The sequence below is a fragment of the Bradyrhizobium sp. HKCCYLRH1030 genome (assembly GCF_051168395.1).
Lineage (GTDB): Bacteria > Pseudomonadota > Alphaproteobacteria > Rhizobiales > Xanthobacteraceae > Bradyrhizobium.
The window spans coordinates 398,044-421,918 of record NZ_JBNPUY010000001.1 but is presented as its reverse complement, the minus strand read 5'-3'; the positions used below and the strand labels follow the sequence as shown (position 1 = coordinate 421,918).

At 66.0% G+C, this 23,875-nt stretch carries 21 protein-coding genes; 11 read left to right on the top strand and 10 right to left on the bottom strand.

The window, feature by feature from the left end:
• Nucleotides 1-221: 221 nt before the first annotated feature.
• The 3 genes from ACQR1E_RS01810 to ACQR1E_RS01800 form a co-directional block, all read right to left on the bottom strand.
• The gene (locus ACQR1E_RS01810; RefSeq protein ID WP_315712003.1) at nt 222-1,454 is read right to left on the bottom strand and encodes a GGDEF domain-containing protein; all 1,233 of its coding nucleotides are present in this window, start codon (nt 1,452-1,454) and stop codon (nt 222-224) included.
• 113 nt (nt 1,455-1,567) lie between these two features.
• Entirely contained in the window at nt 1,568-3,076 is a 1,509-nt protein-coding gene (locus ACQR1E_RS01805; protein WP_315751594.1) for a class I adenylate-forming enzyme family protein, read from the bottom strand.
• A gap of 51 nt (nt 3,077-3,127) precedes the next feature.
• Entirely contained in the window at nt 3,128-4,954 is a 1,827-nt protein-coding gene (locus tag ACQR1E_RS01800) for an extracellular solute-binding protein (protein WP_434896586.1), read from the bottom strand.
• Nucleotides 4,955-5,215: 261 nt separating this feature from the next.
• Here ACQR1E_RS01800 and ACQR1E_RS01795 point away from each other — a divergent pair, with 261 nt between their 5' ends.
• Nucleotides 5,216-5,992: an invasion associated locus B family protein gene (locus ACQR1E_RS01795; protein ID WP_315751592.1), complete on the top strand. Its 777-nt coding sequence runs from the start codon at nt 5,216-5,218 to the stop codon at nt 5,990-5,992.
• A 149-nt stretch (nt 5,993-6,141) separates the two neighbouring features.
• Here the strand turns inward: ACQR1E_RS01795 and hspQ are convergent, their stop codons facing one another.
• Entirely contained in the window at nt 6,142-6,474 is a 333-nt protein-coding gene (hspQ, locus tag ACQR1E_RS01790) for a heat shock protein HspQ (RefSeq protein ID WP_315711998.1), read from the bottom strand.
• A gap of 144 nt (nt 6,475-6,618) precedes the next feature.
• On the opposite strand from hspQ, the gene ACQR1E_RS01785 reads away from it, so the two are divergent.
• Complete coding sequence (locus tag ACQR1E_RS01785) at nt 6,619-7,572, top strand: AEC family transporter (protein ID WP_434896585.1); 954 nt, start codon at nt 6,619-6,621, stop codon at nt 7,570-7,572.
• A gap of 6 nt (nt 7,573-7,578) precedes the next feature.
• Here the strand turns inward: ACQR1E_RS01785 and ACQR1E_RS01780 are convergent, their stop codons facing one another.
• Nucleotides 7,579-8,778: a UbiH/UbiF family hydroxylase gene (locus ACQR1E_RS01780; RefSeq protein ID WP_434896584.1), complete on the bottom strand. Its 1,200-nt coding sequence runs from the start codon at nt 8,776-8,778 to the stop codon at nt 7,579-7,581.
• Between the two features lie 118 nt (nt 8,779-8,896).
• Here ACQR1E_RS01780 and pcsA point away from each other — a divergent pair, with 118 nt between their 5' ends.
• The 3 genes from pcsA to ACQR1E_RS01765 all read left to right on the top strand — a co-directional run bounded on the left by pcsA (nt 8,897) and on the right by ACQR1E_RS01765 (nt 11,516).
• Nucleotides 8,897-9,631 (top strand): phosphatidylcholine synthase, encoded by a 735-nt coding sequence (gene pcsA, locus ACQR1E_RS01775; RefSeq protein ID WP_316167936.1) that lies wholly within the window; start codon nt 8,897-8,899, stop codon nt 9,629-9,631.
• Complete coding sequence (locus ACQR1E_RS01770; RefSeq protein ID WP_315711994.1) at nt 9,628-10,356, top strand: TerC family protein; 729 nt, start codon at nt 9,628-9,630, stop codon at nt 10,354-10,356. The genes pcsA and ACQR1E_RS01770 overlap by 4 nt, the downstream gene beginning before the upstream one ends.
• A 185-nt stretch (nt 10,357-10,541) precedes the next feature.
• Entirely contained in the window at nt 10,542-11,516 is a 975-nt protein-coding gene (locus tag ACQR1E_RS01765) for a quinone oxidoreductase family protein (protein ID WP_315751589.1), read from the top strand.
• Here the strand turns inward: ACQR1E_RS01765 and ACQR1E_RS01760 are convergent.
• The 3 genes from ACQR1E_RS01760 to ACQR1E_RS01750 all read right to left on the bottom strand — a co-directional run bounded on the left by ACQR1E_RS01760 (nt 11,506) and on the right by ACQR1E_RS01750 (nt 14,191).
• Nucleotides 11,506-12,294, bottom strand: coding sequence for a YkgJ family cysteine cluster protein (locus ACQR1E_RS01760; RefSeq protein WP_316167939.1), 789 nt, complete (start codon nt 12,292-12,294; stop codon nt 11,506-11,508). The two genes, ACQR1E_RS01765 and ACQR1E_RS01760, sit on opposite strands and share 11 nt — an antisense overlap.
• Before the next feature lie 122 nt (nt 12,295-12,416).
• A complete protein-coding gene (locus ACQR1E_RS01755; protein ID WP_315711990.1) occupies nt 12,417-12,695 on the bottom strand; it encodes a hypothetical protein in 279 nt (92 codons plus the stop codon).
• A gap of 299 nt (nt 12,696-12,994) precedes the next feature.
• Nucleotides 12,995-14,191 carry an acetylornithine transaminase gene (locus tag ACQR1E_RS01750; RefSeq protein WP_434896583.1) on the bottom strand — a complete coding sequence of 399 codons (1,197 nt, stop codon included), beginning with the start codon at nt 14,189-14,191 and terminating at the stop codon, nt 12,995-12,997.
• 419 nt (nt 14,192-14,610) lie between these two features.
• On the opposite strand from ACQR1E_RS01750, the gene ACQR1E_RS01745 reads away from it, so the two are divergent.
• A complete protein-coding gene (locus tag ACQR1E_RS01745) occupies nt 14,611-15,732 on the top strand; it encodes a DUF2336 domain-containing protein (protein ID WP_316167943.1) in 1,122 nt (373 codons plus the stop codon).
• A gap of 91 nt (nt 15,733-15,823) precedes the next feature.
• Here the strand turns inward: ACQR1E_RS01745 and rimO are convergent, their stop codons facing one another.
• Entirely contained in the window at nt 15,824-17,149 is a 1,326-nt protein-coding gene (rimO, locus tag ACQR1E_RS01740) for a 30S ribosomal protein S12 methylthiotransferase RimO (protein WP_315828492.1), read from the bottom strand.
• 113 nt (nt 17,150-17,262) lie between these two features.
• Between rimO and ACQR1E_RS01735 the strand changes: the two genes are divergently transcribed.
• From ACQR1E_RS01735 to ACQR1E_RS01715, 5 genes are all read left to right on the top strand, one after another.
• Nucleotides 17,263-17,853, top strand: a complete 591-nt coding sequence (locus ACQR1E_RS01735; protein ID WP_008965342.1) for an ANTAR domain-containing response regulator — start codon at nt 17,263-17,265, stop codon at nt 17,851-17,853.
• The gene (locus tag ACQR1E_RS01730) at nt 17,850-19,004 is read left to right on the top strand and encodes a CmpA/NrtA family ABC transporter substrate-binding protein (RefSeq protein WP_316192566.1); all 1,155 of its coding nucleotides are present in this window, start codon (nt 17,850-17,852) and stop codon (nt 19,002-19,004) included. The genes ACQR1E_RS01735 and ACQR1E_RS01730 overlap by 4 nt, the downstream gene beginning before the upstream one ends.
• A gap of 346 nt (nt 19,005-19,350) precedes the next feature.
• Entirely contained in the window at nt 19,351-21,132 is a 1,782-nt protein-coding gene (locus ACQR1E_RS01725; RefSeq protein ID WP_316170517.1) for a NirA family protein, read from the top strand.
• A gap of 8 nt (nt 21,133-21,140) precedes the next feature.
• Nucleotides 21,141-22,742, top strand: coding sequence for a sulfite reductase subunit alpha (locus ACQR1E_RS01720; protein WP_316167947.1), 1,602 nt, complete (start codon nt 21,141-21,143; stop codon nt 22,740-22,742).
• A gap of 159 nt (nt 22,743-22,901) precedes the next feature.
• The gene (locus ACQR1E_RS01715; RefSeq protein ID WP_315711980.1) at nt 22,902-23,051 is read left to right on the top strand and encodes a hypothetical protein; all 150 of its coding nucleotides are present in this window, start codon (nt 22,902-22,904) and stop codon (nt 23,049-23,051) included.
• 6 nt (nt 23,052-23,057) lie between these two features.
• On the opposite strand, the gene ACQR1E_RS01710 is transcribed toward ACQR1E_RS01715, so the two are convergent.
• Nucleotides 23,058-23,825, bottom strand: a complete 768-nt coding sequence (locus ACQR1E_RS01710; RefSeq protein WP_315711978.1) for a LamB/YcsF family protein — start codon at nt 23,823-23,825, stop codon at nt 23,058-23,060.
• Between the last annotated feature and the right edge of the window lie 50 nt (nt 23,826-23,875).

The following is a 23,875-nucleotide window of genomic DNA, read 5'->3' as shown; positions in this document are numbered from 1 at the left end:
ATATGCTTTGCTGTAGTGACCTGCCCCTAGGAGTTTGCGGCCTATGCGGCCAACCGCACCGTAACGGGCGATCGGCTGCGCACCCCCCACCAGCTCCGCCATTCGCCCGTTGCGGCACCCGCGCCACTCGGCGTAAAGCCCAACAGGACTCTAAATGCTACTGGATGAAACTTCGGTGGCAGGTCACTCGCAATGACGCCCGTGACGCAGGCAACATCGTTCTATGAAGCCGCGCGTTGCGCCTCGCCGTAGACGCGGGCCAGCAAGGTGCGCGCGGTGTCGCCCGGCTGCAGCGCGGCGACGGTGACCGAAGGCTCCGTGCGCGTGTCGCGTTTGCCGTGCGAGGTGTGGCGCATCACGCTGGAGAGGCGGCGGGCGATGGCGTGGGCCGAGCGCAGATCCGTCTCGGCAAACACGACGACGACGGAGCCGTTGTCCTCGTGGGTGCCGAAATCCATCCGCCGCATCAGGCGGCTGATGATGCGGGCGCCGTCATACTGGGCGCGCGGATTGACCGGATCGAAGGCGAAGCGGGCCACCGCCAGGCTGCCGCCGCTCTTCTGGGTCTGGCTGACGGCGGTGGCAAAGTCGCGCGCAAAGGCGTTCCGGGTGAGCAGGCCGGTCTGCGGGTCGAGCATGCCGCCGGCTTCGATGGCGCGCAGCGTGCGGTTGAGGCGGGCTTCGAAGGCGTGCTGGCGGATCAAGGGCAGCGCGCTGGCCGCGATGTGCGCGGGAGCGCCGGCGATGATCTCGAGATTGGCGAGTTCCTGCAGCGGCGCCGGCTGGTTGGCAGTGACGACGACGGCAAGGTTGCGGAAGCGGGTGTCCTCGGCGAGCACCGCGAGGAACGCATCGACCACGCGCGGCGAAAACCCTTCGCCGAGCACGATGCCGTCGATGTCGCGGCTCGACAGATGTTTGGCGGCGGCTTCGATGCTCAGCGCGCCGACGACCGCCATGCGTTCGCCGAGCGCGACCGACAGGCCGGGCAGGGAACTGCCGCGGCCGAGCAGCAGCACGGTCGCGTCATCGAGCGGATCTGTTTCCGGCAATGTGGCGTCGGGTGCTTTCTTCTCATCGAGACGGCGTAGCACGGTGGTGTGCAGCGTGCGGACGCGCAACGCCGCGCGCAGCCGCGCCAGCAGCCGCTCGTGATTGTCGCTGCCATGCAAGGGAATGGCGTGGTCGGGCAGGACAGCGCCACCGGGTGCGATGGCGATCAGCGGCACGTACGGCTTGCGCGCGCCGACATGACGCGAGAACGCCGCAAGCTCGGTTGCATCAGCATCCTCGACGACGGCAACGACCGCGGCCGGCTGAACCTTGGACATCATGCTGATCGCATCAGCCCAGCGCGTCTCGACGGAGGGGAGAATTTGCGCCACCGCGAGGGCCGCACTCAGCGAAGGCCGCGTGGACGAGGAGACGATGAGAAGCGGGCCTTGTGGGGACATCCAGGGAACTCAGGATACGCTGACGTTACATCGCGATCCTAGGGTCCCTCCCGTTAACGCAGCGTCAACACTGTTCCAAACATGACGGTTCCGTAGCTGTCCGGACGGCAGGATCAGCCGCCCGAGCCGGCGCGGTCGCGGAAGGCCTCGACCATCAGCGGATTGAGTCCCAGCTCGGCAAGCGCTTCCCGCGCGCGCGCATTGTCCATCGCGCGGCCCGCGAGGCGGTGACCGCTGAGACGGTCGGGCAGAGCGGTGAGCAGCGCGCCCTGGCCCAGCCGCCTCGACCATTCGTGCAGATCCTGGGCGAGGAAGCGGTAGCCGCCAACGGCCATCACGCCGGCCGGCGGCGCCGTGATCGAGATCGTGTCCTGGGCGCGGTCGAGGCGCACGGCGTATTCGGTGTCGACGTAGTCGCGCGGCGCTGCCGGCATCAGCGAGTCGCTCGGCGGTTGCGGCGGCGCGTAGGCGGCCAACACGACCATGGGCCCACGCAGCCCGAGCGTGCCCTTCGGCGTCACCAGGATCTCGCCGGCGATCGACGAGCCCGGCTGTTCGCGCGGCGCGCCCTGGCGGCCCGGCTTGACCGGCCCGGGACTGCCATCGGCCGCGGTGCGGCGCACGGCGAACAGTCCGGCTTCGCCGAACAGATAGACGTCGGTCATCTCGATGTCGCGCGTCTTCCACGATGCGCTCGACGCCACCTGCTCGGGCGCGCGCCACAGGCCGAGCACATAGCGCAGGTTCGGCAGCCGCGCGGCCAGATTGCCCTCGTCGAGACGCAAGGCGAGTTGAGCCGGGGCGACCAGCGTATCGCAGGCCAGCTCCGCGAGCTGCTGTTCCAGCGCGTCGGCGTCGAACGGGTGGTGCAGCGCAAGGGTGCCGCCGGACAACAGCCATGTCACGACCGAGGCGGCGAGGCCGGCGAATGACGACGGCAGGAAGGCCGACATCATGTTCACGCCCTGCGGCAGATCGCTCTCGAGCGAGACGGCGAGCCCACCGGCGATCAGGCTCAAATGGGTGCGCGGCACGGCGCGGAAGCCGTCGGCGGTCACGTCGAAGGAGACGATCGCGGCCTTGCGGCCGTCCGGCATGAGCCCGCGCGTCGAGCGCGAGGGTTTTGCGATCGACTGGTCCAGCGAATACATCCCCTCGGGCAGGTCGGAGCCGAAGCCGCAGACGTGGCGGATCGAGAACGCCTCCGCCGCCGCATTCATCGCGAGATCGGAGTGAATCACGCCGTCGATCTTCGACATCGTGACGATGGCGCGCGCGCTGGTGCGGTTCAGCGCCGCCACGAGCTCCGACTGACGCCACAGCAGCGGGAATACGGCGACCACGAGGCCGGCGCGATGCGCGGCCAGCACGGTCAGCACGAACTCGATCGTGTTGGGCAGTTGGACCGCGATCACCGAATGAGCCGGCAGGCCGGCGTCGACGAAGTGCGCGGCCAGCGCCGAGATCACGCGATCGGCTTCGGCATAGGTCAGGCGCATCGGCGGTCGCCCGGTGACGCGCTGCTTGTTGATCGGATCGACCAGCGCAACCGCATCCGGCTTGCGCGCCAGGATGCGTTGAAACAACGCGTCGAGCGTCGGCGACGTATTGGCCTGATTCACCTGTTGCCCCGTACTTTCACGGACCCGGCCACGACCAATTGCCCCGATTGGTCACTTCCGTGCCGGCTCCGGCCGCTGCCACCAGCTCTCCGGGAGCGCTCCCGTCAAAGCTGTCCTCTCTGGCCGTTCTATACGATTCCACCGCGCGATCCATTCCTCGGCGGCATTGAGCACTGGAATAGCGTAGAACCCCGCCATCAGGGTACGGTCCAATGCGCGAACCGTCGAGATAAATTCCGGCCTGTCGCGGGCGCGCAACAGCGCCGCGATCATGGCGTCGATCGCCGGGTCCTTGGCGCCCATGTAGTTGCGGGTTCCGGTGCGGTCGGCGGCCTCGCTGCCCCAATAGAACGCCTGCTCGTTGCCGGGAGACAGCGACTGGTCCCAGCGGTTCTGGATCATGTCGAACTCGAAGCTCAGGCGGCGCTGGTCGAACTGCACGGGATCGACGACCCTGACGGACGCATTGATGCCGGCCCGCTTGAGACTGCCGGCGTAAGCCAGCGCAATACGCTCCTGGTCGCGCGTCGTGACCAGGATCTCGAAGGCGAGGGGGGCCCGCGTCGTCCGATACCGCAAGACCGTCCCGTCGAAGCCATAGCCGGCCTCGCCAAGCAGATCGAGCGCCGCCTTCAGCGTTGCGCGGTCGCGGCCGGACCCGTCGGTGATCGGCAGGCGGTAGCTGCCGTCCATGATATCGGGGGGGATCTGCGCGGCGTACGGCTTCAACAGATCGAGCTCGGCCGCATCGGCTGGACGTCCATAGGCCGAAAGCTCGGATCCGGCGAAATAGCCACCGCTGCGGCGGTACAGCCCGAAGAAGTAGTTGCGGTTGATCCATTCGAAATCGAACAGCAGCGTCAGCGCACGGCGCACCTTCACGTCGGCGAACACCGGCCGCCGCGTGTTGAACACCAGGAACTGCGAGGGCTGCGGCATCCCCGAGGTGAAGCTGTCGCGGATGACCTCGCCATTGCGCGCGGCCGGGAAGTCGTAGCCGTCGTGCCAGCGCAGCGGTTCGGTCTCGACGCGGAAGTCGTACAGCCCGCGCTTGAAGGCTTCGAACTGTCCATTGGACTCGCGGTAGTAATCGAGCCGGACCTCGTCGAAGTTCCACAATCCGCGGTTGACCGGCAGGTCGCGTCCCCAATAGTCCGGATTGCGGGTGAGGGTGACACTGGATCCCGGCTGCACCGCGGTGACACGATACGGGCCCGACCCGAGCGGCGCGGTCATCGTCGTGTCCTCGAAGCTCGCCCGGTCGGTCGCGTGCTTCGCCAGAATCGGCATCAGGCCGAGGATCAGCGGCAACTCGCGGTCTTCGGCGCCGCCGAAATCGAACCGGATGGTCAGCGGATCAAGCACGTCGACCCTGGCGACCTTGCCGTAGTATTGCCGGTGGTTGGGGCGGCCGTGATCACGCAGCAGCGCAAAGGAGAACGCCACGTCCTCGGCGCGCACCCGGCTGCCGTCGGCGAAGCGGGCGCGCGGGTCGAGCCGGAAGGTGACATAGGTCCTGTTCTCGTCGGTCTCGACGGTTTTCGCCAGCAGGCCATACAGCGTGAACGGCTCGTCATTGCCGCGGGTGAGCAGGCTCTCGACCACATAGCTGCGGATTTGCTGCACTGCGATACCGCGGACGATGAACGGGTTCAGGCTATCGAAGGTGCCGAGCAGTCCCCAGACCAGACGACCGCCCTTGGGCGCGTCGGGATTCGCGTACGCCATATGGTCGAAGTCGGCGGGCAAGGCCGGGTGACCATGCATGGCGATCGCCGCAGTTTCTGCCGCTTTCGCCATGGGAGTGTAGACCTCGGGCAACAATGCCAGGGTGACGGCGACACATCGCACGGCCGCGCTGAACATGCGCTGCAGCATCAGGATCGGGGCGCAAGCATTTGATTCGGAACAGGTCACAAGGGGCTTTTACCACACGCTCGCCAGCGCTAGACCGCGGCTTCGACATGGTCTCGCGGCATTGATTCTTCCGCGCACCGCGTTAAGAAGGCGGGCGATTGAGTTACGGCGGTAACGCCTGTCACTTAACCGCCTCATTTCCTGAGGAGACAGCCGCTTCAACGGCTTGGTGTGGCGCCTTTGGCGGTCTCGGGCGCTGCCGTTCAGAAAGGGTTTTCCGCAATGAATTTCCGTGACTTGGCCTCGTCGGTTGGGCCGCGTGGGCGGCTTGTCGCGCTGCTCGCGGTCACCGCGCTGGCCGTTTCCTTCGCTCCTTCGGTTGCGCAGGCTCAAGCGCCGAAGGCGAAGGCTCCGGCTGCCGCTCCCAAGGCTCCCGCTCCGGCCGCCCAGGCCCCTGCCACTCCTCCCGCCGGCGGCCAGCCTCAGGCCCAGGCTCAGCAGGAGATGCCGCAGCTGATCTATGCGCCGTGGACCAAGTTCTGCCTGAAGGGGCAGGATGCCAACGCCAAGCAGGTCTGCTTCATCGGCAAGGACGGCCGCATCGAATCCGGTCAGCCTGTGGTTGCAGCGGTCATCATCGAGCCCGAAGGCGAGCCGAAGAAGATCCTGCGTGTGACCCTGCCGCTCGGCATGCAGTTGCAGCCCGGCACCCGCATCGTCATCGACAACAACCAGTTCATGGAAGGCAAATACGTCATCTGCTTCCAGAACGGCTGCATGTCGGACTACGAAGCAACGCCCGAATTCGTGAACAGCCTCAAGAAGGGCCAGACCCTCTACGTCCAGGCGATCAACTCGAACGGCACCGCGCTGACGCTGCCGCTGCCGCTGCAGGAAGGCAACAGCAGCTTCGCCAAGGCCTATGATGGTCCGCCGACCGACCCGAAGCAGTTCGAAGAAACCCAGAAGAAGCTGCAGGAAGAGCTGCAGAAGCGCGCCGAGGAGCAGCGCAAGAAGCTCGAGCAGACCCAGCCAGGCCAGCCGCAGGCGAAGCAGTAACGCCGGTCGGGTCCATTTCGCAAAATCAAGGGCGCTCCATTCGGAGCGCCTTTTTCGTTCTGCGAACGGATGTGAGGGGAACTTGCGCGCCGGGACCAAAGATCAAGCCTGTGCCGACGGCGCTGGGTTGAAGCCCTCCGGTCGACAGGTCAGTTCATCAGCGGATTGCGCGGACGATAGCCGCCCGACTTGTCCTTAATGAAGATCTCCGCAACCTGGGAATGGCGGATCGGCTCGCCGGACTCGTCGGGAACCAGGTTCTGCTCGGAGACATAGGCGACGTATTCGGATTCCGCGTTCTCGGCCAGCAGATGATAGAATGGCTGGTCCTTGTGCGGACGGACCTCCTCGGGAATCGACAACCACCATTCCTCGGTGTTGTTGAACTCCGGATCGATGTCGAAAATCACGCCCCGGAACGAGAACACCCGATGCCGGACGATCTGGCCGATCTGAAACTTGGCAGTTCGCGCTTTGATCATCCCAGTCGAATAGACCAGGATGGGGAGCGATGCTAGTGCCCCGCGGGCGGATTTGATCTAGACCGATCCGATTCGCGTCAAGCCGCGACGCCCCCGCATTCCAGGCCCTTCCCAGGCCCCCTCAGGGGGTCATCTTCCGAGCCCATGTTCGACATTCTCAATCTGGCCCTGCCTTATTTCGGCGTCGTTTTCATAGGCTTCACCTGCGGTAAGTGGAGGAGGCTGCCCGAAGCCGGGCTCGCCTGGATGAACTTCTTCCTGCTCTACGTCTCGCTGCCCGCTTTGATGTTCAACCTCATCGCGCGCACGCCGTTCACGGAGCTGAGCAACCCTCCCTTCCTGGTTGCAACGACGCTCGCTACCATGCTCACCTTCGCCCTGGCGCTCGTGCTCGGCAAGGCCATCGGGCGGCTGTCGCTACGCGAGGCGACCATGGCCGGGCTCGCGGGCGGCTACGGCAACATCGGCTATATGGGGCCTGGGCTGGCGCTGGCCGTGCTCGGGACCAAGGCGGCGGCGCCGACCGCGCTGATCTTCTGCTGCGACAGCATCTTCCTGTTCTCGATTGTGCCGCTGCTCGTCGAGCTGACCGAGCGGGATCACGCCTCGGTGGCGCACGCGCTGCGCACGGTGCTGCGCCAGATCCTGCAGAACCCGCTGATCATGGCGACGGCAGCCGGCATCCTGGCGGCGGCGTTTCAGCTGCATCCGCCGACCGTGCTCGACCGCACCCTGCAGTTCCTGCAGAACGCCGCTGCGCCGACGGCGCTGTTCGCGCTCGGCGTGACCGTGGCGCTGCGCCCGTTCGAGCGGCTGCCCTGGGAGGTGCCGGTCCTGACCGTGGTGAAGCTCGTCGTCCACCCGCTGCTGTCGTTCGGGCTGATGCTGCTGTTCGGGCCGTTCGCGCAGCCTTGGGCGGCGACCGCGGTGCTGATGGCGGCGCTGCCGCCGGCGCTCAATGTGTTCGTGATCGCGCGCCAGAATGACAGCTGGATCGAGCCGGCCTCATCGGCGGTGCTGATCGGCACCTTCGCCTCGGTGATCACCCTGACCAGCGTGATGTGGCTGATCCAGACTGGCCGGCTGGTGTTTCCCTGACGGTGCTCAACCGGCCCTGCGCGTGGCTCTCCATGACGGCGCCAGGCCCTCGCGCATCGCGAACCGCCGCAGCGGACCGATGCCGCTCATCAGGTGCATGCCGACGGCGCGCAGCGACTGCATCGGCAGGAGATCGCTGAGCAGCGAGCGGTTGGCGACGTCAATGGCGAAGGTGCGGCTCAGGATGTCGGCGCGGCGCGCCGCACCGTAGCGCGCGAGCACCTGCGGGGCACCGATATCCTCGCCGGCCGCATTGGCCTTGCGCACGACATCGGCGATGTCGATGCCGTCGCGCAGGCCGAGGTTCAGTCCCTGCGCACCGATCGGCGGCACCACATGCGCGGCCTCGCCGACCAGGGCGATGCGGTTTTGCGCGTAGCGCAGGGGCCGCTCGATCGCGAGCGGAAACACATGGCGGCCCGGCTCGACGCGAACGCGTCCGAAGATCGAATGCGACTGCCGCTCGGCGGCGTCGGACAGGGCGTCGTCGTCGAGCGCGAACAGCCGGTCGGCCTCCTTCGGGGCTGCGACCCAGACGACGCTGGAGCGGTCACCCGGCAGCGGCACGAACACGCAGGGGCCCTGCGGCGTGTGGAATTCGGTCGAGACGTTGTGATGCGGCCGCGCATGGGTGATGTTGAAGGTCAGCGCCGACTGCTGCAGCGTGCGCCGGCTCACGCCGATGCCGGCGGCCTCGCGGCACAGCGAATGCCGGCCATCGGCGCCGACCACGAGCCGCGCCGTCAGCACGCGGCCCGATGCGCTGGTGACGGTCACCGCATCGGCATCGCTGCGCACGCTGTCCGCATCCTCGGCGATCCGCACCAGGCCGTCGATCTCGCCGGCGCGTTGTTCCAGCGCCTCGACCAGGACGGCATTGGCGATGTTGTAGCCGAACACGTCGAGACCGATCTCGTCGGCGACGAAGCGCACCTCCGGGGCTCGGATCAGCCGGCCGGTATCGTCGACCAGCCGCATCGCCTTCAGGCCGGCGGCGCGGTCACGACACGATGACCAGACGCCGATCTCGTCGAGGAAATCGACCGAGCCGCCGAGCAGGGCGGTGGTGCGGTTGTCGGCATATGGAGCCTTGCGGGCCACGAGCGCCGTCCGCGCCCCGGTCTGCGACAATGCAATCGCGGCGGCGAGCCCGGCGGGTCCGCCGCCGACGACGATGACATCAAAGCTGGCGTCTGTGTTGCTCATCCGGGAACATTTGACGTTCCTGCAGGGCTTTTTCAAGGGTATTGCGTGAGCCTGCGCGGCGCATGGCCGCAACGGCGGATATGCAATTGGCTCCGATTCCTGATAGCACTGGCGCCGCATGGATCAGTTGAGACCAGAGAGCAGGGTGGCCGCAACGCCCGCGCATCGTGCCGCGGCGTTCTCGGTGCACGTCTTCACCGCGCTCGGTGCGGGCGTCGCGCTGCTCGCGATGCTCGAGGCCGTGCGCGAGCATTGGACTGCGATGTTCTGGTGGCTCGGCGTCGCGCTCATCATCGACGGCGTCGACGGGCCGCTGGCGCGCCGGCTCGACGTCGTCCATGTGCAGCCGGACTGGTCGGGCGACGTGCTCGATCTCGTGGTGGATTTCACGACCTATGTGTTCGTGCCGGCCTACGCCATCACCGCCAGCGGGATGCTGCTGCCGCTCGCGGCGCCGGTCATCGGCGTCGGCATCGCCGTCACCGGCGCACTGTATTTCGCCGATCGCCGCATGAAGAGCGACGACAATCATTTTCGCGGGTTTCCGGGACTCTGGAACATCGCGGCATTCTACCTGTTCCTGCTGCATCCCTCGCCATCGTTGGCGACCTTGGGTCTCGCGGTCCTGATCGCGCTGACCTTCGTCCCGTTCCATGTCATCCACCCGGTGCGCGTCGAGCGGCTGCGCTGGCTGACGCTGCCGCTGGTCGCGCTCTGGGGCGTCCTGGTCATCGACGTGCTGGGAAACAACTTCGCCGTGGGCCCGATCGTAACGACGCTGTTGTGCGCGATCGCCCTCTACATCGTCGCGAGCGACTCCGCGATCCGCCTGTTGAGATCCTTGAAAGCATGATCGACCTTCTGACCAGTCCCGAAGCGTGGGCCGCGCTGCTCACCCTGACCGCACTCGAGATCGTTCTCGGCATCGACAACGTCATCTTCCTGTCGGTGATCACCTCGCGCATCCCGCAGCCGCAGGCGACACGCGCCCGCCAGATCGGGCTGGCGTTGGCCTTGATCTTCCGCATCCTGCTGCTCAGCGTGCTGGTCTGGCTGATCGGGCTGACGCAGCCGGTGTTCACGATCGGTGGCCTCGGCTTCTCCTGGCGCGACATCATCCTGATCGCCGGCGGCCTGTTCCTGATCGCCAAGGCCACGCACGAGATCCATGCCGAGGTCGAGGCGCGTGAGGGGGAGGAGGGGGCGCAGGGCGGCGGCGCCAACAAGTTCTTCTGGGTGATCCTGCAGATCATCGTCATCGATCTCGTGTTCTCGCTGGACTCGATCATCACCGCGATCGGCATGGCCCAGGATCTCGAGATCATGATCGCCGCCGTCATCATCGCTGTCGTCATCATGTACGTGTCCTCGGGACCCGTAGCGCGTTTCGTGGCGAACCATCCGACCACCAAGATGCTGGCGCTCGCCTTCCTGGTGCTGATCGGCGTCGCGCTGGTCGCCGACGGCTTCGAGTTCCACATCCCGCGCGGCTACATCTACTTCGCGATCGTCTTTGCGCTGGCAGTCGAAGCCTTCAACGTGATGGCCTCGCGCAACCGCAGGAAGCGCAACGCCTGACAGGCGCCGAGTTGACAAGGCCGTCGTGATCGCCTTCGCTTTTGCCGCCGGCAGCGCCCGATGCGCGGCCGGAGGTCGGCTCCTTCAACGGAGCCGGATGTCCGATGAGAATCAGGTAAGTGTCGAAGGTTCTTTCGCCGGCTTCCCGGACGCGGCGATGGAGAGTCCGAAGGGGAGATGGCGGGATGGTCAAGGCGGTGCGCGTGCACAAGGTGGGAGGCCCCGAAGCGCTCGTCTATGAGCCGGTTGATCTCGTCGCGCCCGGCCCCGGCGAGGTCCGCATCCGCCAGCACGCGATCGGCCTCAACTTCATCGACGTGTACTATCGCACCGGACTGTACAAGGCGCCCGGCCTGCCGTTCATCGCCGGCAACGAGGCGGCAGGCGAGGTGATCGCCGTGGGGCCGGGCGTCACGCATTTCCATCCCGGCGACCGCGTCGCGTATTATGAGAACCTCGGCGGCTATGCCACCGAGCGCAACATCGGCTGGCAGCGGCTGGTCAAGCTGCCCGACCACATCACCTATGAGCAGGGCGCGGTGCTGATGCTCAAGGGGCTGACGGTCTGGTACCTGCTGCACAAGACCTTCAAGGTCGAGCCGCACCATCGCGTCCTGATCCACGCCGCCGCGGGCGGCATCGGCCTGCTGGCCTGCCAGTGGGCGCGCGCGCTCGGCGCGCACGTCATCGGCACCGTCGGCTCCACAGCGAAGGCGGATCTGGCGCTGGCCAATGGCTGCGACCACGTCATCCTCTACAACGAGGAGGACTTCGTCGCGCGGGTCAAGCAGATCAGCCGCGGCGAATTGTGCGACGTGGTCTATGACGGCGTCGGCAAGTCGACCTTCCCCGGCTCCTTGTCCTGCCTGAAGCCGCGCGGTTTGTTCGTTAGCTTCGGCAATGCCTCGGGTCCGGTGCCGCCATTCTCGATCGCCGAGCTCAACAGTCACGGCTCTCTATTCGCGACCCGGCCGAAGCTCAACGACTACATCGGCAAACGGTCCGAGCTGCTGGAGGGCGCCGACACGCTGTTCTCGGCGGTGATCAGCGGCAAGCTGCACGTGCAGATCAATCACGCCTATGCGCTGAAGGATGCGGGCCGGGCGCACGCCGATCTCGAAAGCCGCGTCACGACCGGGGCCTCGATCCTCAAGCCATAGGAGATTGGCGACCTGGCTCTGCCTCTGGAACCTCGTCCCGGATCGAAGCGTCACCCGCCGCCGAGCTCCAGAGCACCGCGTCCGTCTGCGCTGCCGTCGTCGACGCCTCGATCCGCGCCGGCGCGAGGCTGTCCTGTCCGTCGCGCCAGGCGCGCTCGCGCTCGGGGGCGTCGAGCGCCAGAACGAGACCCTGGTTGAGCTCATAGAGGCCAGAGGCGAGCCCCGCAGCACCGAGCGCGTCCCTGAGCGAATCCTGCACCAGGGCGCGCAGCGCGACGTGTGGCGCCGAGACCGGCACGTCCACCTCGCGGCCGGCCATGGCCTGCGCGCAGGCGCGCCGGTCGAACGAGGCATGGCCGCGGCAGGCGAGCGGACGCGCGGGATGGATGATGCAGCCGCCGCGCACGACGAATGGGCAAGGCTGGCGCAGCTTCATTCGCTCGGTCTCGCTCAGGCCACGCGTCGCGCGGTTGGCGAGCTTGATCCGGCGTGACAGCGAGCCGAGCGCGGTTGCCGGCATGCGCTGATCGATCTGCCGGGCGTAGCGCGCGAGCAGGAAGATCTCCGGTGCCGTCGCGGTCACGCGCAGCGCGCAACAGGAGGGGCAGCCCTTGGCGCAGGCGAGGGTGGGCAGATGCGCCGTCTGGGCATCGATGTTGGCTTCGAACAGATCGAAGGCGCGGTCGGCGAGCATGTCTGCCAGGTTCTGCGAGGCCAACCCGGACGCCAGCAGCGCGTTGAAGACCCGTCGCAGTTCGTTGAAAGCCGCTTCGCTCAATGTTGTCCTCCGACGCGCGCACGGACCAAAACGCCAGCGACCGCGGCGCACCCGGCGCACCGCGGTCGACAGGGATGAGGCAGAGAGGACGCTCGCGGCCTCATCCGGAGAGAGAGCCGACGTCAGGCAGCAACGCCCTTCAGGATCGCCTCGAAACAGGGGCGGGGGATGCGGAAGAAGCCGCGGCCGCCGGCGAAGGTCTGATAATGCGGACGCGCCATGTCGAGCAGGCGCTCATACCATTCATTGGCGGTCAGGCTGGCGGGCTTCTCGCCGATCGAGTTGATGTCCGAGTTCGGGAAGAAGCGAACGTGGATCAGCACCTCTTCGGTCGCGGCCAGGGCGATTTGGCTGCCGCTGTCTTCGACCGGCAACGCCCGAGCCAGATTGTCTCTCGCCATTCTTGCATCTCCTCTATCGTGCCGACCTCGTTGTCGGCGGATGATCATCAGCTTGGTCCCGGCAAGCCTCTTTCCTCCGAGCTGATCACATCCCGTACAACGCTATATCAGTAGAGATATAACGTAAGTCATCGGATCGCAGGTGTTTGGCGCGATCAGGATCGTTGTTCAGAGGGACGGCTGTCCTTGATCCAGGTCAAATGGCGGCGAGCCCGACCTCGATGTTTGTGCCTCATCTGTACGCAGCGGGACGCAGGCTTCGCGTATGGCACGGAGCCTGCGTCCCGAACGGCATTCGATCAGGCGACGCAGCGCGCGGCGCCGACCTTGGTCAGGATTCCGTCCAGCGTGTCGATCATCGCCGCGATGTCATCGCGCGTCACATTGAGGGCCGGCATGAAGCGCAGCGCATCCGGACGCGGCGCGTTCAGCAGCAGGCCGAGCTCGAAGGCATGCGCGACGATCGCCGGCGCGATCGGCCTGATCACGTCGAGCGCAAGCAACAGACCACGGCCGCGCACTTCGCCCAGGCCGTGCCTTGCCGAGATGCGCTGCAACTCGCTCTCCAGATAGATCCCGTTGTCCGTGACAGCCTTCAGAAACTCCGGCTTCTCGATGACGTCGAGCACGGCGAGTCCCGCCGCACACATCAGCGGATTGCCGTTGAAGGTACCGCCCTGATCGCCATGCTCGAAGCAAGACGCCGCTTCGGTCGCCAGCAGGGCGGCGAGCGGAACGCCGCCGCCGATGCCCTTGCCCAAGGTCATGATGTCCGGGAGGACGTCGGCGTGCTCATAGCCGAACAGCTTTCCGGTGCGGCCCATGCCGGTCTGGATCTCGTCGACGATCAGCAGCAGCCCGTGCCTGGTGGTCAGCGCCCGCAACTGCTGCAGGAGACTGTCCGTCGCGGGCCACACGCCGGCCTCGCCCTGGATCGGCTCGAGCATGATCGCCACCGTCTTGTCGGAGATCAGGGCCTCGACCGAGGCGATGTCGTTCAGGCGTGCCTTTGGAAAGCCCGGGACCTTGGGCTCGAACAGCGGCTCGAACGCCTTCTTGCCAGAAGCCGACATCGTCGCCAGCGTGCGGCCGTGGAAGCCGCCCTCGAAGGTGATGATCTCATACGCGCCGTTCTTGCGCAGAGCGCCGTATTTGCGCGCGAGCTTGATGGCGCCTTCATTGGCTTCGGCGCCCGAATTGGTGAAGAACACCTGGTCGAAGCACGAGCGGTCGACGAGTGCCTTGGCGAACTGCAGGCTGGTGTCGTTGAAATACGCTGGGCTCGGCGTGATCAGGCGCGCCGCCTGGCTGGCGAGCGCGCTGGCCAGCTCCGGCGGCGTATGGCCGAGCGAGTTCACGGCCCAGCCCTGGATGAAGTCCAGATAGCGCTTGCCGTCGTCGTCCCATAGCCAGGAGCCCTTGCCCTGAACGAAGACGATGCGCGGACGCGCCGTGATCTCCATCAGAGCGTCGTAGGGATGGGAGGCGGTCAGCATGTGCAATCTCCTGTGCTCAGGGGGAAACGGTGGGCCAAAAAGCGAGAAGGCCGCTCCTTTGCGGGAGCGGCCTTCTCGAAAACCTGGAGCTGATGAGCTAGCTGATCAGCAACGTCTTCGGACATGGCGCGCCCCGGCATCGTCACGGCGGTGACGACGGCAAACGGCGGCGCGGCGGTTGGTCCGGTTGAAGATCATGCGGCGGCCATACAGGCAAATCGCAACCGGTGTCAAGATGCCGGCCTGCAGGGTGCAATACGGGCCGCCGCTCCGGGAAGCGGCGAGGGAAGCGCCGGCCGGCGCGAAGGCCGCACGATCCAATCTCGGGTCTCGCGCTTTAGTGACAACTTTACCAAACATTTAGCGGCTGCGTTTACTTTGCCGGCCAGCTTGAAAATGCAAGCTGCTCAGGATGAGCGATGTCGAACCCCCATCTCACGATCGCCGAAGAAGTGCAGGCGGCCATAGCCACCGGCTCAGCCGATCGCTGCTCCGGCGTGGCCGAGCGAGTCGCCTCCCTGTTCGTCGCCTCCGCCGGCAGCCTGGATATCGAGCAGCACGCGCTGTTTGCCGACGTCTTCGAGCGTCTCGTCAACACCATCGAGCTGCGCGCGCTGGCCGACGTCGGTGCCCGGATCGCACTCGCCGAACTCAGCGCCCAGCTTGCCCCGATCCCGCAGGCGCCGGCTGGCGTGATCCGGCGGCTGGCTCATCATGACGACATCGCCGTCGCGGGGCCGGTGCTTTCGGAATCGCCGCGGCTGAGCAGCGAGGATCTGATCGAGATCGCGCAGACGCGCAGCGAGAAGCACCTGGTGGCGATCGCCGGGCGCTGGTGGCTGCAGGAGATCGTCACCGATGCGCTGCTCGCGCGACGCTATCCGAGCGTGAGCCGGCAACTGATGAAGAATCCCGGTGCGCGGGTGTCTCCCGCCGGATTTGCCGCCATCGTGGCGCAAGCGGCTGGAGATGCGGAGCTCACGGTCGCGGCCGGCATCCGCGCCGATCTGCCGGCAGCCTTGCGCAGGACCCTGTTGCAGCGCGCGACGGAGGCGGTGAGGGTGCGCCTGCTCGCCTCGGCGCCGCCGCATCTCTACGAGGAAATCCGCAGCGCCATTTCAGCGGCCACGCTCGACGCCGAGCGCGATATGTCACGAAACCGCGTCGGCGGCAGCGCCAAGGCGGCGATCGGCCAACTCAAACAGGGCGGAAAGCTCACCGAGGCCGAGTTGCTCGAATTTGCCCGCCAGCGGCGCTACGGCGAGACGATCGCGGCCATCGCGGAGCTCGCGAAATGCAGCATCGAGCTGGTACGGCCGCTGATGCAGAGCCTGCGCAGCGACGGCATTCTCGTGCCGTGCAAGGCCGCTGGACTGAGCTGGGTCACGGTTGCCGCGATCCTCGATAGCCGGTTCGTTTCAGGTGCAACGCCTCCCGACGAGCTGACCAAGCTCAAGAACAAATATCTCGAACTGAAGCAGGACGAGGCGCTTCGCCTGCTGAATCTCTGGTCGGTTCGCACCACGGGCTCCTCGCACTGAGGGGCGGTCCGCAGGTCCAGGACTCATCTACACGCCCGTCTGCGATTCCCCCGAGTTCCCGGCGGGTGGCCCGAGACGCGACAGAGCCGCGCTAGAACCCAGCGACCGTGCCGTGCAGGTCGTATTCGTCGGCACGCTCGATCTTGACCGTGACGATCTCGCCGACACGCAACGGCCGCCGGCTGGACAGATAAACGGCGCCATCGATGTCGGGGGCATCAGCCTTGGTGCGGCCCTTGGCGACGCTTGGCCCGACCTCGTCGATGATCACCTGCTGACGCGTTCCAACCTTGCGCTTGAGCCGGCGTGCCGAGATCTTCTGCTGGCGAGCCATCAGGGCGTCCCAGCGCTCCTGCTTGACCGCGTCCGGGACCTGGTCGGGCAGGGCGTTGGAGGTCGCGCCGGCCACAGGCTCGTATTTGAAGCATCCGAGCCGATCGATCTCGGCCTCATCCAGCCAGTCCAGCAGATAGGCGAAATCGGCGTCCGTCTCTCCGGGGAAGCCGACGATGAAGGTCGAGCGCAGCGCAAGGTCAGGGCAGGTGGTCCGCCACGCCTTGATCCGGTCCAGCGTCTTGTCCTGCGCCGCCGGGCGGCGCATCGCCTTCAGGACGTTCGGGCTGGCATGTTGGAACGGGATGTCGAGATAAGGCAATATTTTACCGTCAGCCATGAGGCCGATCACCTCGTCGACATGCGGGTAGGGGTAGACGTAATGCAGCCGGACCCAGGCGCCGAGCTCGCCGAGCTCGCGCGCCAGATCGAGGAAGCGAGCCCGGACGCTGCGGTCCTTCCAGGCGCTTTCGGCATATTTCAGGTCCAGCCCATAGGCCGAGGTGTCCTGCGAAATGACCAGGAGTTCCTTGACCCCGGCCGCGACCAGCCGCTCGGCCTCGCGCAGCACGTCGGCTGCGGGGCGCGACACCAGATCGCCACGCAGCTTCGGGATGATGCAGAAGGTGCAGCGGTTGTTGCAACCTTCGGAGATCTTCAGATAGGCGTAGTGCCGGGGCGTGAGCTTGATGCCCTGCGGAGGAACCAGGTCGAGGTGAGGGTTGTGCGCAGGCGGCGATGCGCGGTGGACGGCGTCCAGCACACTCTCGTACTGCTGCGGGCCGGTGATCGACAGCACGCCGGGATAGGCCTGCTCGATCTGCTCCGGCTCGGCGCCCATGCAGCCGGTCACGATGACCTTACCGTTCTCGGCCATGGCCGAGCCGATCGCCGACAGGGATTCCTGCTTGGCGCTGTCCAGGAACCCGCAGGTGTTGACGATGACGACGTCGGCGCCGTCATGCTTCCGGGCAAGCTCGTAGCCCTCGGCGCGAAGGCGCGTGATGATGCGCTCGGAATCGACCAAGGCCTTGGGACATCCGAGCGAAACAAAGCTGATCTTGGGCGCCGAACCCTGCTGCATCTTGGAACTGCCTGATGAGATAGGCGTCAGCTAGTCCGAATTGCCCAGAAAGACAAGGCTTTGACGCGGCCACGTCCATGCTATGGGTGAGGGCCCGGACAACCTGGTGATCGATGAGCGCCGAGCAATCGCCTAAAATCGTGATCGTCGACGAAAGCCCGATCCGCGCAGCCATCCTCGAGGAAGGCTTGCGGGAAGCGGGCTTTACCGGCGTCGTGCATGTCAGCGAGATGCAGGGTCTCCTGGCGCGCATCTATGCCCTGGATCCGGACGTCATCGTCATCGACCTGGAGAACCCGAGCCGCGACGTGCTGGAGCAGATGTTCCAGGTCAGTCGCGCCGTCCGCCGGCCGATCGCGATGTTCGTGGACCAGAGCGACGCGGCTTCGATCCAGGCCTCGGTGGAGGCGGGCGTCTCCGCCTACATCGTCGACGGCCTGAAGAAGGAGCGGATCAAGCCGATCCTCGATCTCTGCATCTCCCGCTTCAATGCGTTCTCCAAGCTTCAGGACGAGCTCGAGCGCACCAAGTCCGCGCTCGAAGACCGCAAGGTGATCGACCGCGCCAAGGGCATTCTGATGAAGATGAAGGGCTTCACCGAAGAGGAAGCCTATGTGCTGTTGCGCTCCACGGCGATGCGCGAAAAGAAGAAGATCGGCGAGATCGCGCAATCGATCCTGACCGCCTCGGAGATGTTGAAATGACCGGCCCGCTTCGCATTGGCTTCATCCCGCTGGTCGATGCCGCCGCGCTGATCGTCGCCGTCGACAACGGATTCACCGCGGCTGAAGGTCTCGATGTCACGCTGGTCCGCGAAGTGTCATGGTCGAACGTGCGCGACAAGCTCAACATCGGCCTGTTCCACGCGGCGCATCTGCTGGCTCCCGTCGCCATTGCGTCGAGCCTGGGCATCGGCCATGTCAAGGTGCCGATCGTGGCTCCCTTCAATCTCGGAGTGAATGGCAACGCGATCACCGTGACGCCAGCGCTGCATGCGGCGATCATGGCCCACCTCGAGGGGGATCGTTTCGACCCGATGGCGACGGCGCTGGCGCTGGCGCGCGTCGTCGCTGAACGGCGCAAGTCCGGCGCCGAGCCGCTGACGTTCGGCATGACGTTTCCGTTCTCGACCCACAACTATCAGTTGCGGTTCTGGATGGCCGCAGGCGGTGTCGACCCCGATGAGGACGTCCGTCTCGTGGTGCTGCCGCCGCCCTACATGGTGGAGAGCATCGCCAACGGTCACGTCGACGCGTTCTGCGTCGGAGCACCGTGGAACTCGATCGCGGTCGATCTCGGCATCGGCCATATTCTCCACTTCGTGTCTGACGTGCTGGTGCGCGCGGCCGAAAAGGTGCTGGCGGTCAGGCAGAGCTGGGCTGACAAGAATCCCGACGCCCTCGCCGGCCTGGTCCGCGCCTGCGCCAAGGCCGCCGAATTCATCGAGCAGAACCACGCAGAAGCCGCGCGTATCCTAGCCCAGCCGGAGCGGATCGGCGTCGATGCGGAGGTGCTCCAGCGCACGCTGGACGGCCGCCTCAAAATCTCGCCGGACGGCACCTTCCGCGAAAGCTCGCGCTATCTGCTGGTGGGCCGGGAAGAGGCGGGACGGCCCGAGAAGATCCAGGCGGCCTGGCTCTATGCCCAGATGGTGCGGTGGGGCCAGACTCCCCTCAGCACTGAAGCCCTGGGCACCGCCATGGGCGTGTTCCGGCCGGACATCTACGACGCGGCGATGGGCACGGCCGCGGTCGGCACGGATGGCGCCATCGGCGCCTTCGCCGGTCCGCCTTTCGCGGCGGACGACGTGATCGGCCATCTCAAGGCCTTCAAGATCGGCCGCTGGACGGCCTGAGGTCTTCCACTCAGCACCCAATTTGGGCAACTCGCTCCGCCGATCAAATTTTGGGCGAAGTGCCCGCATTTGAGGGCTTGAGCCTGCCAGTGCGGGTTCGCCGATTTGAGCAGCCCTCTGAATTCTCTTACATTTCCTGCTTGTCCCGGCTGGCACGCAATTTGAATATTGCAGTGCGGTCAGCCGCCACAGATGCCGCTGACTGCAGTCCATTACCGGATTTCCGCAGCAACGAAGCTGGTCGGATCGCTCATTTGAACCGCCCCCCATCGGCCGTTCGACGACGCGATCCTCGTCCCATCCGCAAACGCCATTCGTCCTGGCCGCTGGAGCTTCGTCCGCCATCATGAAAATCGAACCCTTGTCAGTCGACTTCAACGACGAGCAGAAGCGCTACCTTGAGGGGTTGGCCGCCGGCCTCAAGGTCACGCTGGCCGGCCGCGGGCAGGCTGCTGCCGCGACGACGATTGCCGAGCCGACCGGGCCCGACGCCATTCACATCAAGGCGCAGGACAAGGTCATCGCATCCGGGCGCAAGCTCGCCGACCAGGAGAAGGTCAAGCGCGAGCTGCACCCGTTCGATGCCTATGAGCGGCTGAAGGAGCAGGCCCGCAGCAATGCTGCGCCGTCCGCGGCGGACAATTTCCGCTGGCGCTATTACGGCCTGTTTCATGTCGCGCCGGCGCAGGACTCCTACATGTGCCGCCTGCGCATTCCCAACGGCGTAATGAAGCATTGGCAGCTCGCGGGGCTTGCCGACCTCGCCGACCGGCTCTGCGGTCCCTATAGCCACGTCACGACGCGCGCCAATCTGCAGCTACGCGAGATCCCGCCCAAGCATGCCGTGATGCTGCTGGAAGGTCTGTCGGATCTCGGCCTGACGGCGCGCGGCTCCGGCGCCGACAACATCCGCAACGTGACGGGAACGCCGACCGCCGGCATCGATCCGCAGGAGCTGCTGGACACGCGTCCTTTCGCGCGCGAATGGCACTTCCACATCCTCAACGACCGCTCGCTCTACGGCCTGCCGCGCAAGTTCAATGTCGCCTTCGACGGCGCCGGTCGGATCGCGGCGTTGGAGGACACCAACGACATCGCGTTCTCGGCGGTCGAGGTGAAGGACGGATTCGGCGTTGCGCCGGGCGTGTGGTTCAAGCTCGGCCTCGGCGGCATCACCGGACACAAGGATTTCGCCAAGCCGACAGGAATCATCGTCGAGCCGGAGCGGGCGACCGAGGTGGCCGACGCCATCGTGCGGCTGTTCATCGAGACCGGCGACCGCACCAATCGCCTCAAGGCGCGGCTCAAATACGTGCTCGACAGCATGGGCCACGACAAGTTCATGGAAGCCGTTGAAACAAGGCTCGGCCGCAAGCTGGCGCGCGTCCCCGACGAGGCGCTCGAGCCGCGGCCCGACTCCGACCGCATGGCCCATGTCGGCGTGCACCAGCAGAAGCAGCAAGGGTTGAACTGGATCGGCGTCGTGCTGCCGCTGGGCAAGCTGACCACGGATCAGATGCGCGCGCTCGCCAAGATCGCTGCGGATCTCGGCGACGGCGAGATCCGGCTCACGGTGTGGCAGAACCTGCTGTTATCGGGCGTCCGCGACGACAAGGTCGCGCTGGCCTGCGCCGCGGTCGAGCAGATCGGACTTTCGGTCAAGGCCTCGCACATCCGCGCCGGACTGATCGCCTGCACCGGCAACGCCGGCTGCAAGTTCGCAGCATCCAACACCAAGAAACATGCGGCCGAGATCGGCGACTGGTGCGAGACGAGGGTGGATGTCGACACGCCTCTCAACATCCATCTGACCGGCTGTCATCACTCCTGCGCCCAGCACTACATCAGCGACATCGGCATGATCGGCGCGAAGGTGCCGGTCGGCGATGGCGACGACACCGTCGAGGGCTATCATTTGTTCGCCGGCGGCGGCTTCGGCCCGCAGGCCGATATCGGCCGCGAGGTCTATCGCGATCTCAAGGCCGAGGATGCGCCCCGCACCGTCGAGAAGCTGCTCAAGGCCTATCTCGCGCACCGCACCTCACCCGACGAGACCTTCCTGTCGTTCGCACGTCGTCACGACGGCGAAACGCTGCGCAATCTCGCCGAAGCCCAGATTTCGTCGTAGGTCTCAGCATGAACCAGATCACGCCCATGTCCAAGATCGAGATCATTCCTCCGACGGCGCCATTTTCCGAGGCGCAGCGCTCGTGGCTCAACGGCTTCCTGGCCGGAGCGCTCGGTCTCGACGGCGCGACGGCATTGTCGCCGGCGCAGAACGGCGCCGTGCTCGCGCCCGCGGGCGACGGTGATGACGGCGAGGCGCCATGGCACGATCAGACCATGCCGATCGGCGAGCGCATGAAGCTCGCCGAGGGCCGTCCGCTGCGCCGGCGCATGATGGCGGCCATGGCACAGCAGGACTGCGGCCAATGCGGCTACAATTGCAGCGACTATTCGGATGCGATTGCCGATCGCAGCGAGGCGCGGCTCAACCTGTGCGTCCCCGGCGGCAAGGAAACCGCGCGGATGCTCAAGGCGCTCTACGAGGAGATCGACAAGGCTCCGGCCGCGGCCAAGCCCGCTGCGGCTGCGCCGGCCACCGTCTCCGTCGTCGTCAGCGAGCCCGGTCGCTCGCGCGACAATCCGGTCGAGGCGACGTTCCTGTCGCGGCGTCTGCTCAACAAGCCGGGCTCGGAGAAGGAGACCTGGCACATCGAGTTCGATCTCGGAGAGAGCGGGCTCGACTACGTCGTCGGCGATTCCTTCGGCATCTTCGCCAAGAATGATCTCGGCCTGGTCGATCAGATCATCGCGCTGCTCGGCGCCTCGCACATGACCGAGGTGAACGGCAAGCCGCTGCGGCAGTGCCTGCTCGAGGACGTCTCGCTGGCGCCGGCGCCGGATTCGCTGTTCGAGCTGATCTCCTTCATCACCGGCGGCGCGACCCGCGAGAAGGCGCGGCAGCTGGCGCAGGGCGAGGATCCCGATGGCGACGCGGCGACGCTCGATGTGATGGCGGTGCTGCAGAAGTTCTCCGGCGTCCGGCCGCATCCCGAGGCCTTCGTCGAGGCGCTGGAGCCGCTGCAGCCGCGGCTCTACTCGATCTCGTCGTCGCACAATGCCACGCCCGGCAAGCTGTCGCTGACGGTCGACTGCGTCCGCTACGTCGTTGGCAAGCGCAAGCGGCTGGGACTTGCCTCGACCTTCCTGGCCGAGCGGATCAATCCCGGCGACAAGCTGCGCGTCTATGTGCAGAAGGCGCATGGCTTCGCGTTGCCGGCCGATCCGAAGACGCCGATCATCATGGTCGGCCCCGGCACCGGCGTTGCGCCGTTCCGCGCCTTCCTGCACGACCGCAGGGCGACCGGAGCGCCGGGCAAAAACTGGCTGTTCTTCGGCCATCAGCGCAGCGACTGCGACTTCTTCTACGCCGACGAGCTCAACGCCATGAAGACCGCCGGCCTCTTGACGCGGCTGTCGCTGGCGTGGTCGCGCGACGGCGACAAGAAATTCTACGTCCAGGACCGCATGCGCGAGGTCGGCCGCGAGGTGTGGACCTGGCTCGCCGACGGCGCCCATCTCTACATCTGCGGCGACGCCAAGCGCATGGCCAAGGACGTCGAGCGCGCCCTGGTCGACATCGTCGCCCAGTTCGGCGCGCGTTCGACGGACGAGGCGGTGAGTTTCGTCGCGGACCTCAAGAAGAAGGGCCGGTTCCAGCTCGACGTCTACTGAGCTGGAACCCGGCGGAGAATATTCTCGGTCGCAACATCGGCCGAGAATTTTTTGGTTCCAAGCGGACCCGAAACAGGGGGCTTGTCGTTATTTCGCCGGTTGCCTTGCACCCGGCCGCGGGAACGCTTTTCTCATGGCCGGAACTTCAGGAGACCGGCCATGCGCACGATATCCACGCCCCTGCGACAGATGCCCCAGGCCCGCGCCATTCGCGAACGCGGCGCAACCGTCGCGCTGGTTGCCTTCTACAGCGCGATGGCGCTGATTGCCGCGATCACCCTGGGCACGTCTTTCACGCATCCATTCTGATTCTCATCACCTCTTGAACGGCGCGACCGTGATGGCGGCCGCGTCGAGCGCCTTGCGGACCTCCCGCGCAATCTCGACCGCGCCGGCGGTGTCGCCATGGATGCAGACGGTGTCGGTCCGCATCTTCATCACCTTGCCAGTCACCGAAATCACCGCGCCGTCCTGAACCATGCGCACCACACGATCGGCGATGACCTTGGGATCGTGCAGCACGGCGCCGGGCTTGCTGCGCGACACCAGGAGTCCATCGTCGCCATAGGCGCGATCGGCAAACACCTCGTGAGCCATCCTCAGATTGGCCTTCTCGCCAGCGGTCACCAGCTTGGAGTTGGCGAGCACGACGAAGATCAGGCTCGGATCGACGGCCTTGATCGCCTTGGCGATGGCGTTCGCCGTCATGTCGTCCTCGCAGGCGACATTGGACAGCGCGCCGTGTGCCTTCACATGCGTAACCTTGTGACCGGCCGCGGTGGCGATCGCCTGCAGGGCGCCGATCTGATAGGCAACGAGGTTCTCGATCTCCGATGATTTCAGCCCCGGCATCGGACGCCGACCGAAACCATGCAGATCGCGATAGCCGGGATGCGCGCCGACGCTGACGCCTTTGGCCTTCGCCATCTCGACCGTTCGCCGCATGATGTCAGCGTCACCGGCATGAAAGCCGCAGGCGACGTTGACCGATGTCGCCAGCTCGATCATGGCGGCGTCATTGCCCATTTCCCACGGGCCAAAACTCTCTCCGAGGTCGCAGTTCAGATCGACGGTGCTGGTCATGTCAGGGTCCGCTCGTTGATGGGTCCGAAGCAACGTGAGATGTGATCAAA

Excerpts from the sequence above, each read along its gene's own strand:
- ACQR1E_RS01810 (WP_315712003.1), bottom strand. The coding sequence starts at position 1,454 with ATGTCCCCACAAGGCCCGCTTCTCATCGTCTCCTCGTCCACGCGGCCT.
- ACQR1E_RS01800 (WP_434896586.1), bottom strand. The coding sequence starts at position 4,954 with ATGCTGCAGCGCATGTTCAGCGCGGCCGTGCGATGTGTCGCCGTCACC.
- ACQR1E_RS01795 (WP_315751592.1), top strand. The coding sequence starts at position 5,216 with ATGAATTTCCGTGACTTGGCCTCGTCGGTTGGGCCGCGTGGGCGGCTT.
- hspQ (WP_315711998.1), bottom strand. The coding sequence starts at position 6,474 with ATGATCAAAGCGCGAACTGCCAAGTTTCAGATCGGCCAGATCGTCCGG.
- ACQR1E_RS01785 (WP_434896585.1), top strand. The coding sequence starts at position 6,619 with ATGTTCGACATTCTCAATCTGGCCCTGCCTTATTTCGGCGTCGTTTTC.
- ACQR1E_RS01780 (WP_434896584.1), bottom strand. The coding sequence starts at position 8,778 with ATGAGCAACACAGACGCCAGCTTTGATGTCATCGTCGTCGGCGGCGGA.
- pcsA (WP_316167936.1), top strand. The coding sequence starts at position 8,897 with ATGGATCAGTTGAGACCAGAGAGCAGGGTGGCCGCAACGCCCGCGCAT.
- ACQR1E_RS01770 (WP_315711994.1), top strand. The coding sequence starts at position 9,628 with ATGATCGACCTTCTGACCAGTCCCGAAGCGTGGGCCGCGCTGCTCACC.
- ACQR1E_RS01765 (WP_315751589.1), top strand. The coding sequence starts at position 10,542 with ATGGTCAAGGCGGTGCGCGTGCACAAGGTGGGAGGCCCCGAAGCGCTC.
- ACQR1E_RS01755 (WP_315711990.1), bottom strand. The coding sequence starts at position 12,695 with ATGGCGAGAGACAATCTGGCTCGGGCGTTGCCGGTCGAAGACAGCGGC.
- ACQR1E_RS01750 (WP_434896583.1), bottom strand. The coding sequence starts at position 14,191 with ATGCTGACCGCCTCCCATCCCTACGACGCTCTGATGGAGATCACGGCG.
- ACQR1E_RS01745 (WP_316167943.1), top strand. The coding sequence starts at position 14,611 with ATGTCGAACCCCCATCTCACGATCGCCGAAGAAGTGCAGGCGGCCATA.
- rimO (WP_315828492.1), bottom strand. The coding sequence starts at position 17,149 with ATGCAGCAGGGTTCGGCGCCCAAGATCAGCTTTGTTTCGCTCGGATGT.
- ACQR1E_RS01735 (WP_008965342.1), top strand. The coding sequence starts at position 17,263 with ATGAGCGCCGAGCAATCGCCTAAAATCGTGATCGTCGACGAAAGCCCG.
- ACQR1E_RS01730 (WP_316192566.1), top strand. The coding sequence starts at position 17,850 with ATGACCGGCCCGCTTCGCATTGGCTTCATCCCGCTGGTCGATGCCGCC.
- ACQR1E_RS01725 (WP_316170517.1), top strand. The coding sequence starts at position 19,351 with ATGAAAATCGAACCCTTGTCAGTCGACTTCAACGACGAGCAGAAGCGC.
- ACQR1E_RS01720 (WP_316167947.1), top strand. The coding sequence starts at position 21,141 with ATGAACCAGATCACGCCCATGTCCAAGATCGAGATCATTCCTCCGACG.
- ACQR1E_RS01715 (WP_315711980.1), top strand. The coding sequence starts at position 22,902 with ATGCGCACGATATCCACGCCCCTGCGACAGATGCCCCAGGCCCGCGCC.
- ACQR1E_RS01710 (WP_315711978.1), bottom strand. The coding sequence starts at position 23,825 with ATGACCAGCACCGTCGATCTGAACTGCGACCTCGGAGAGAGTTTTGGC.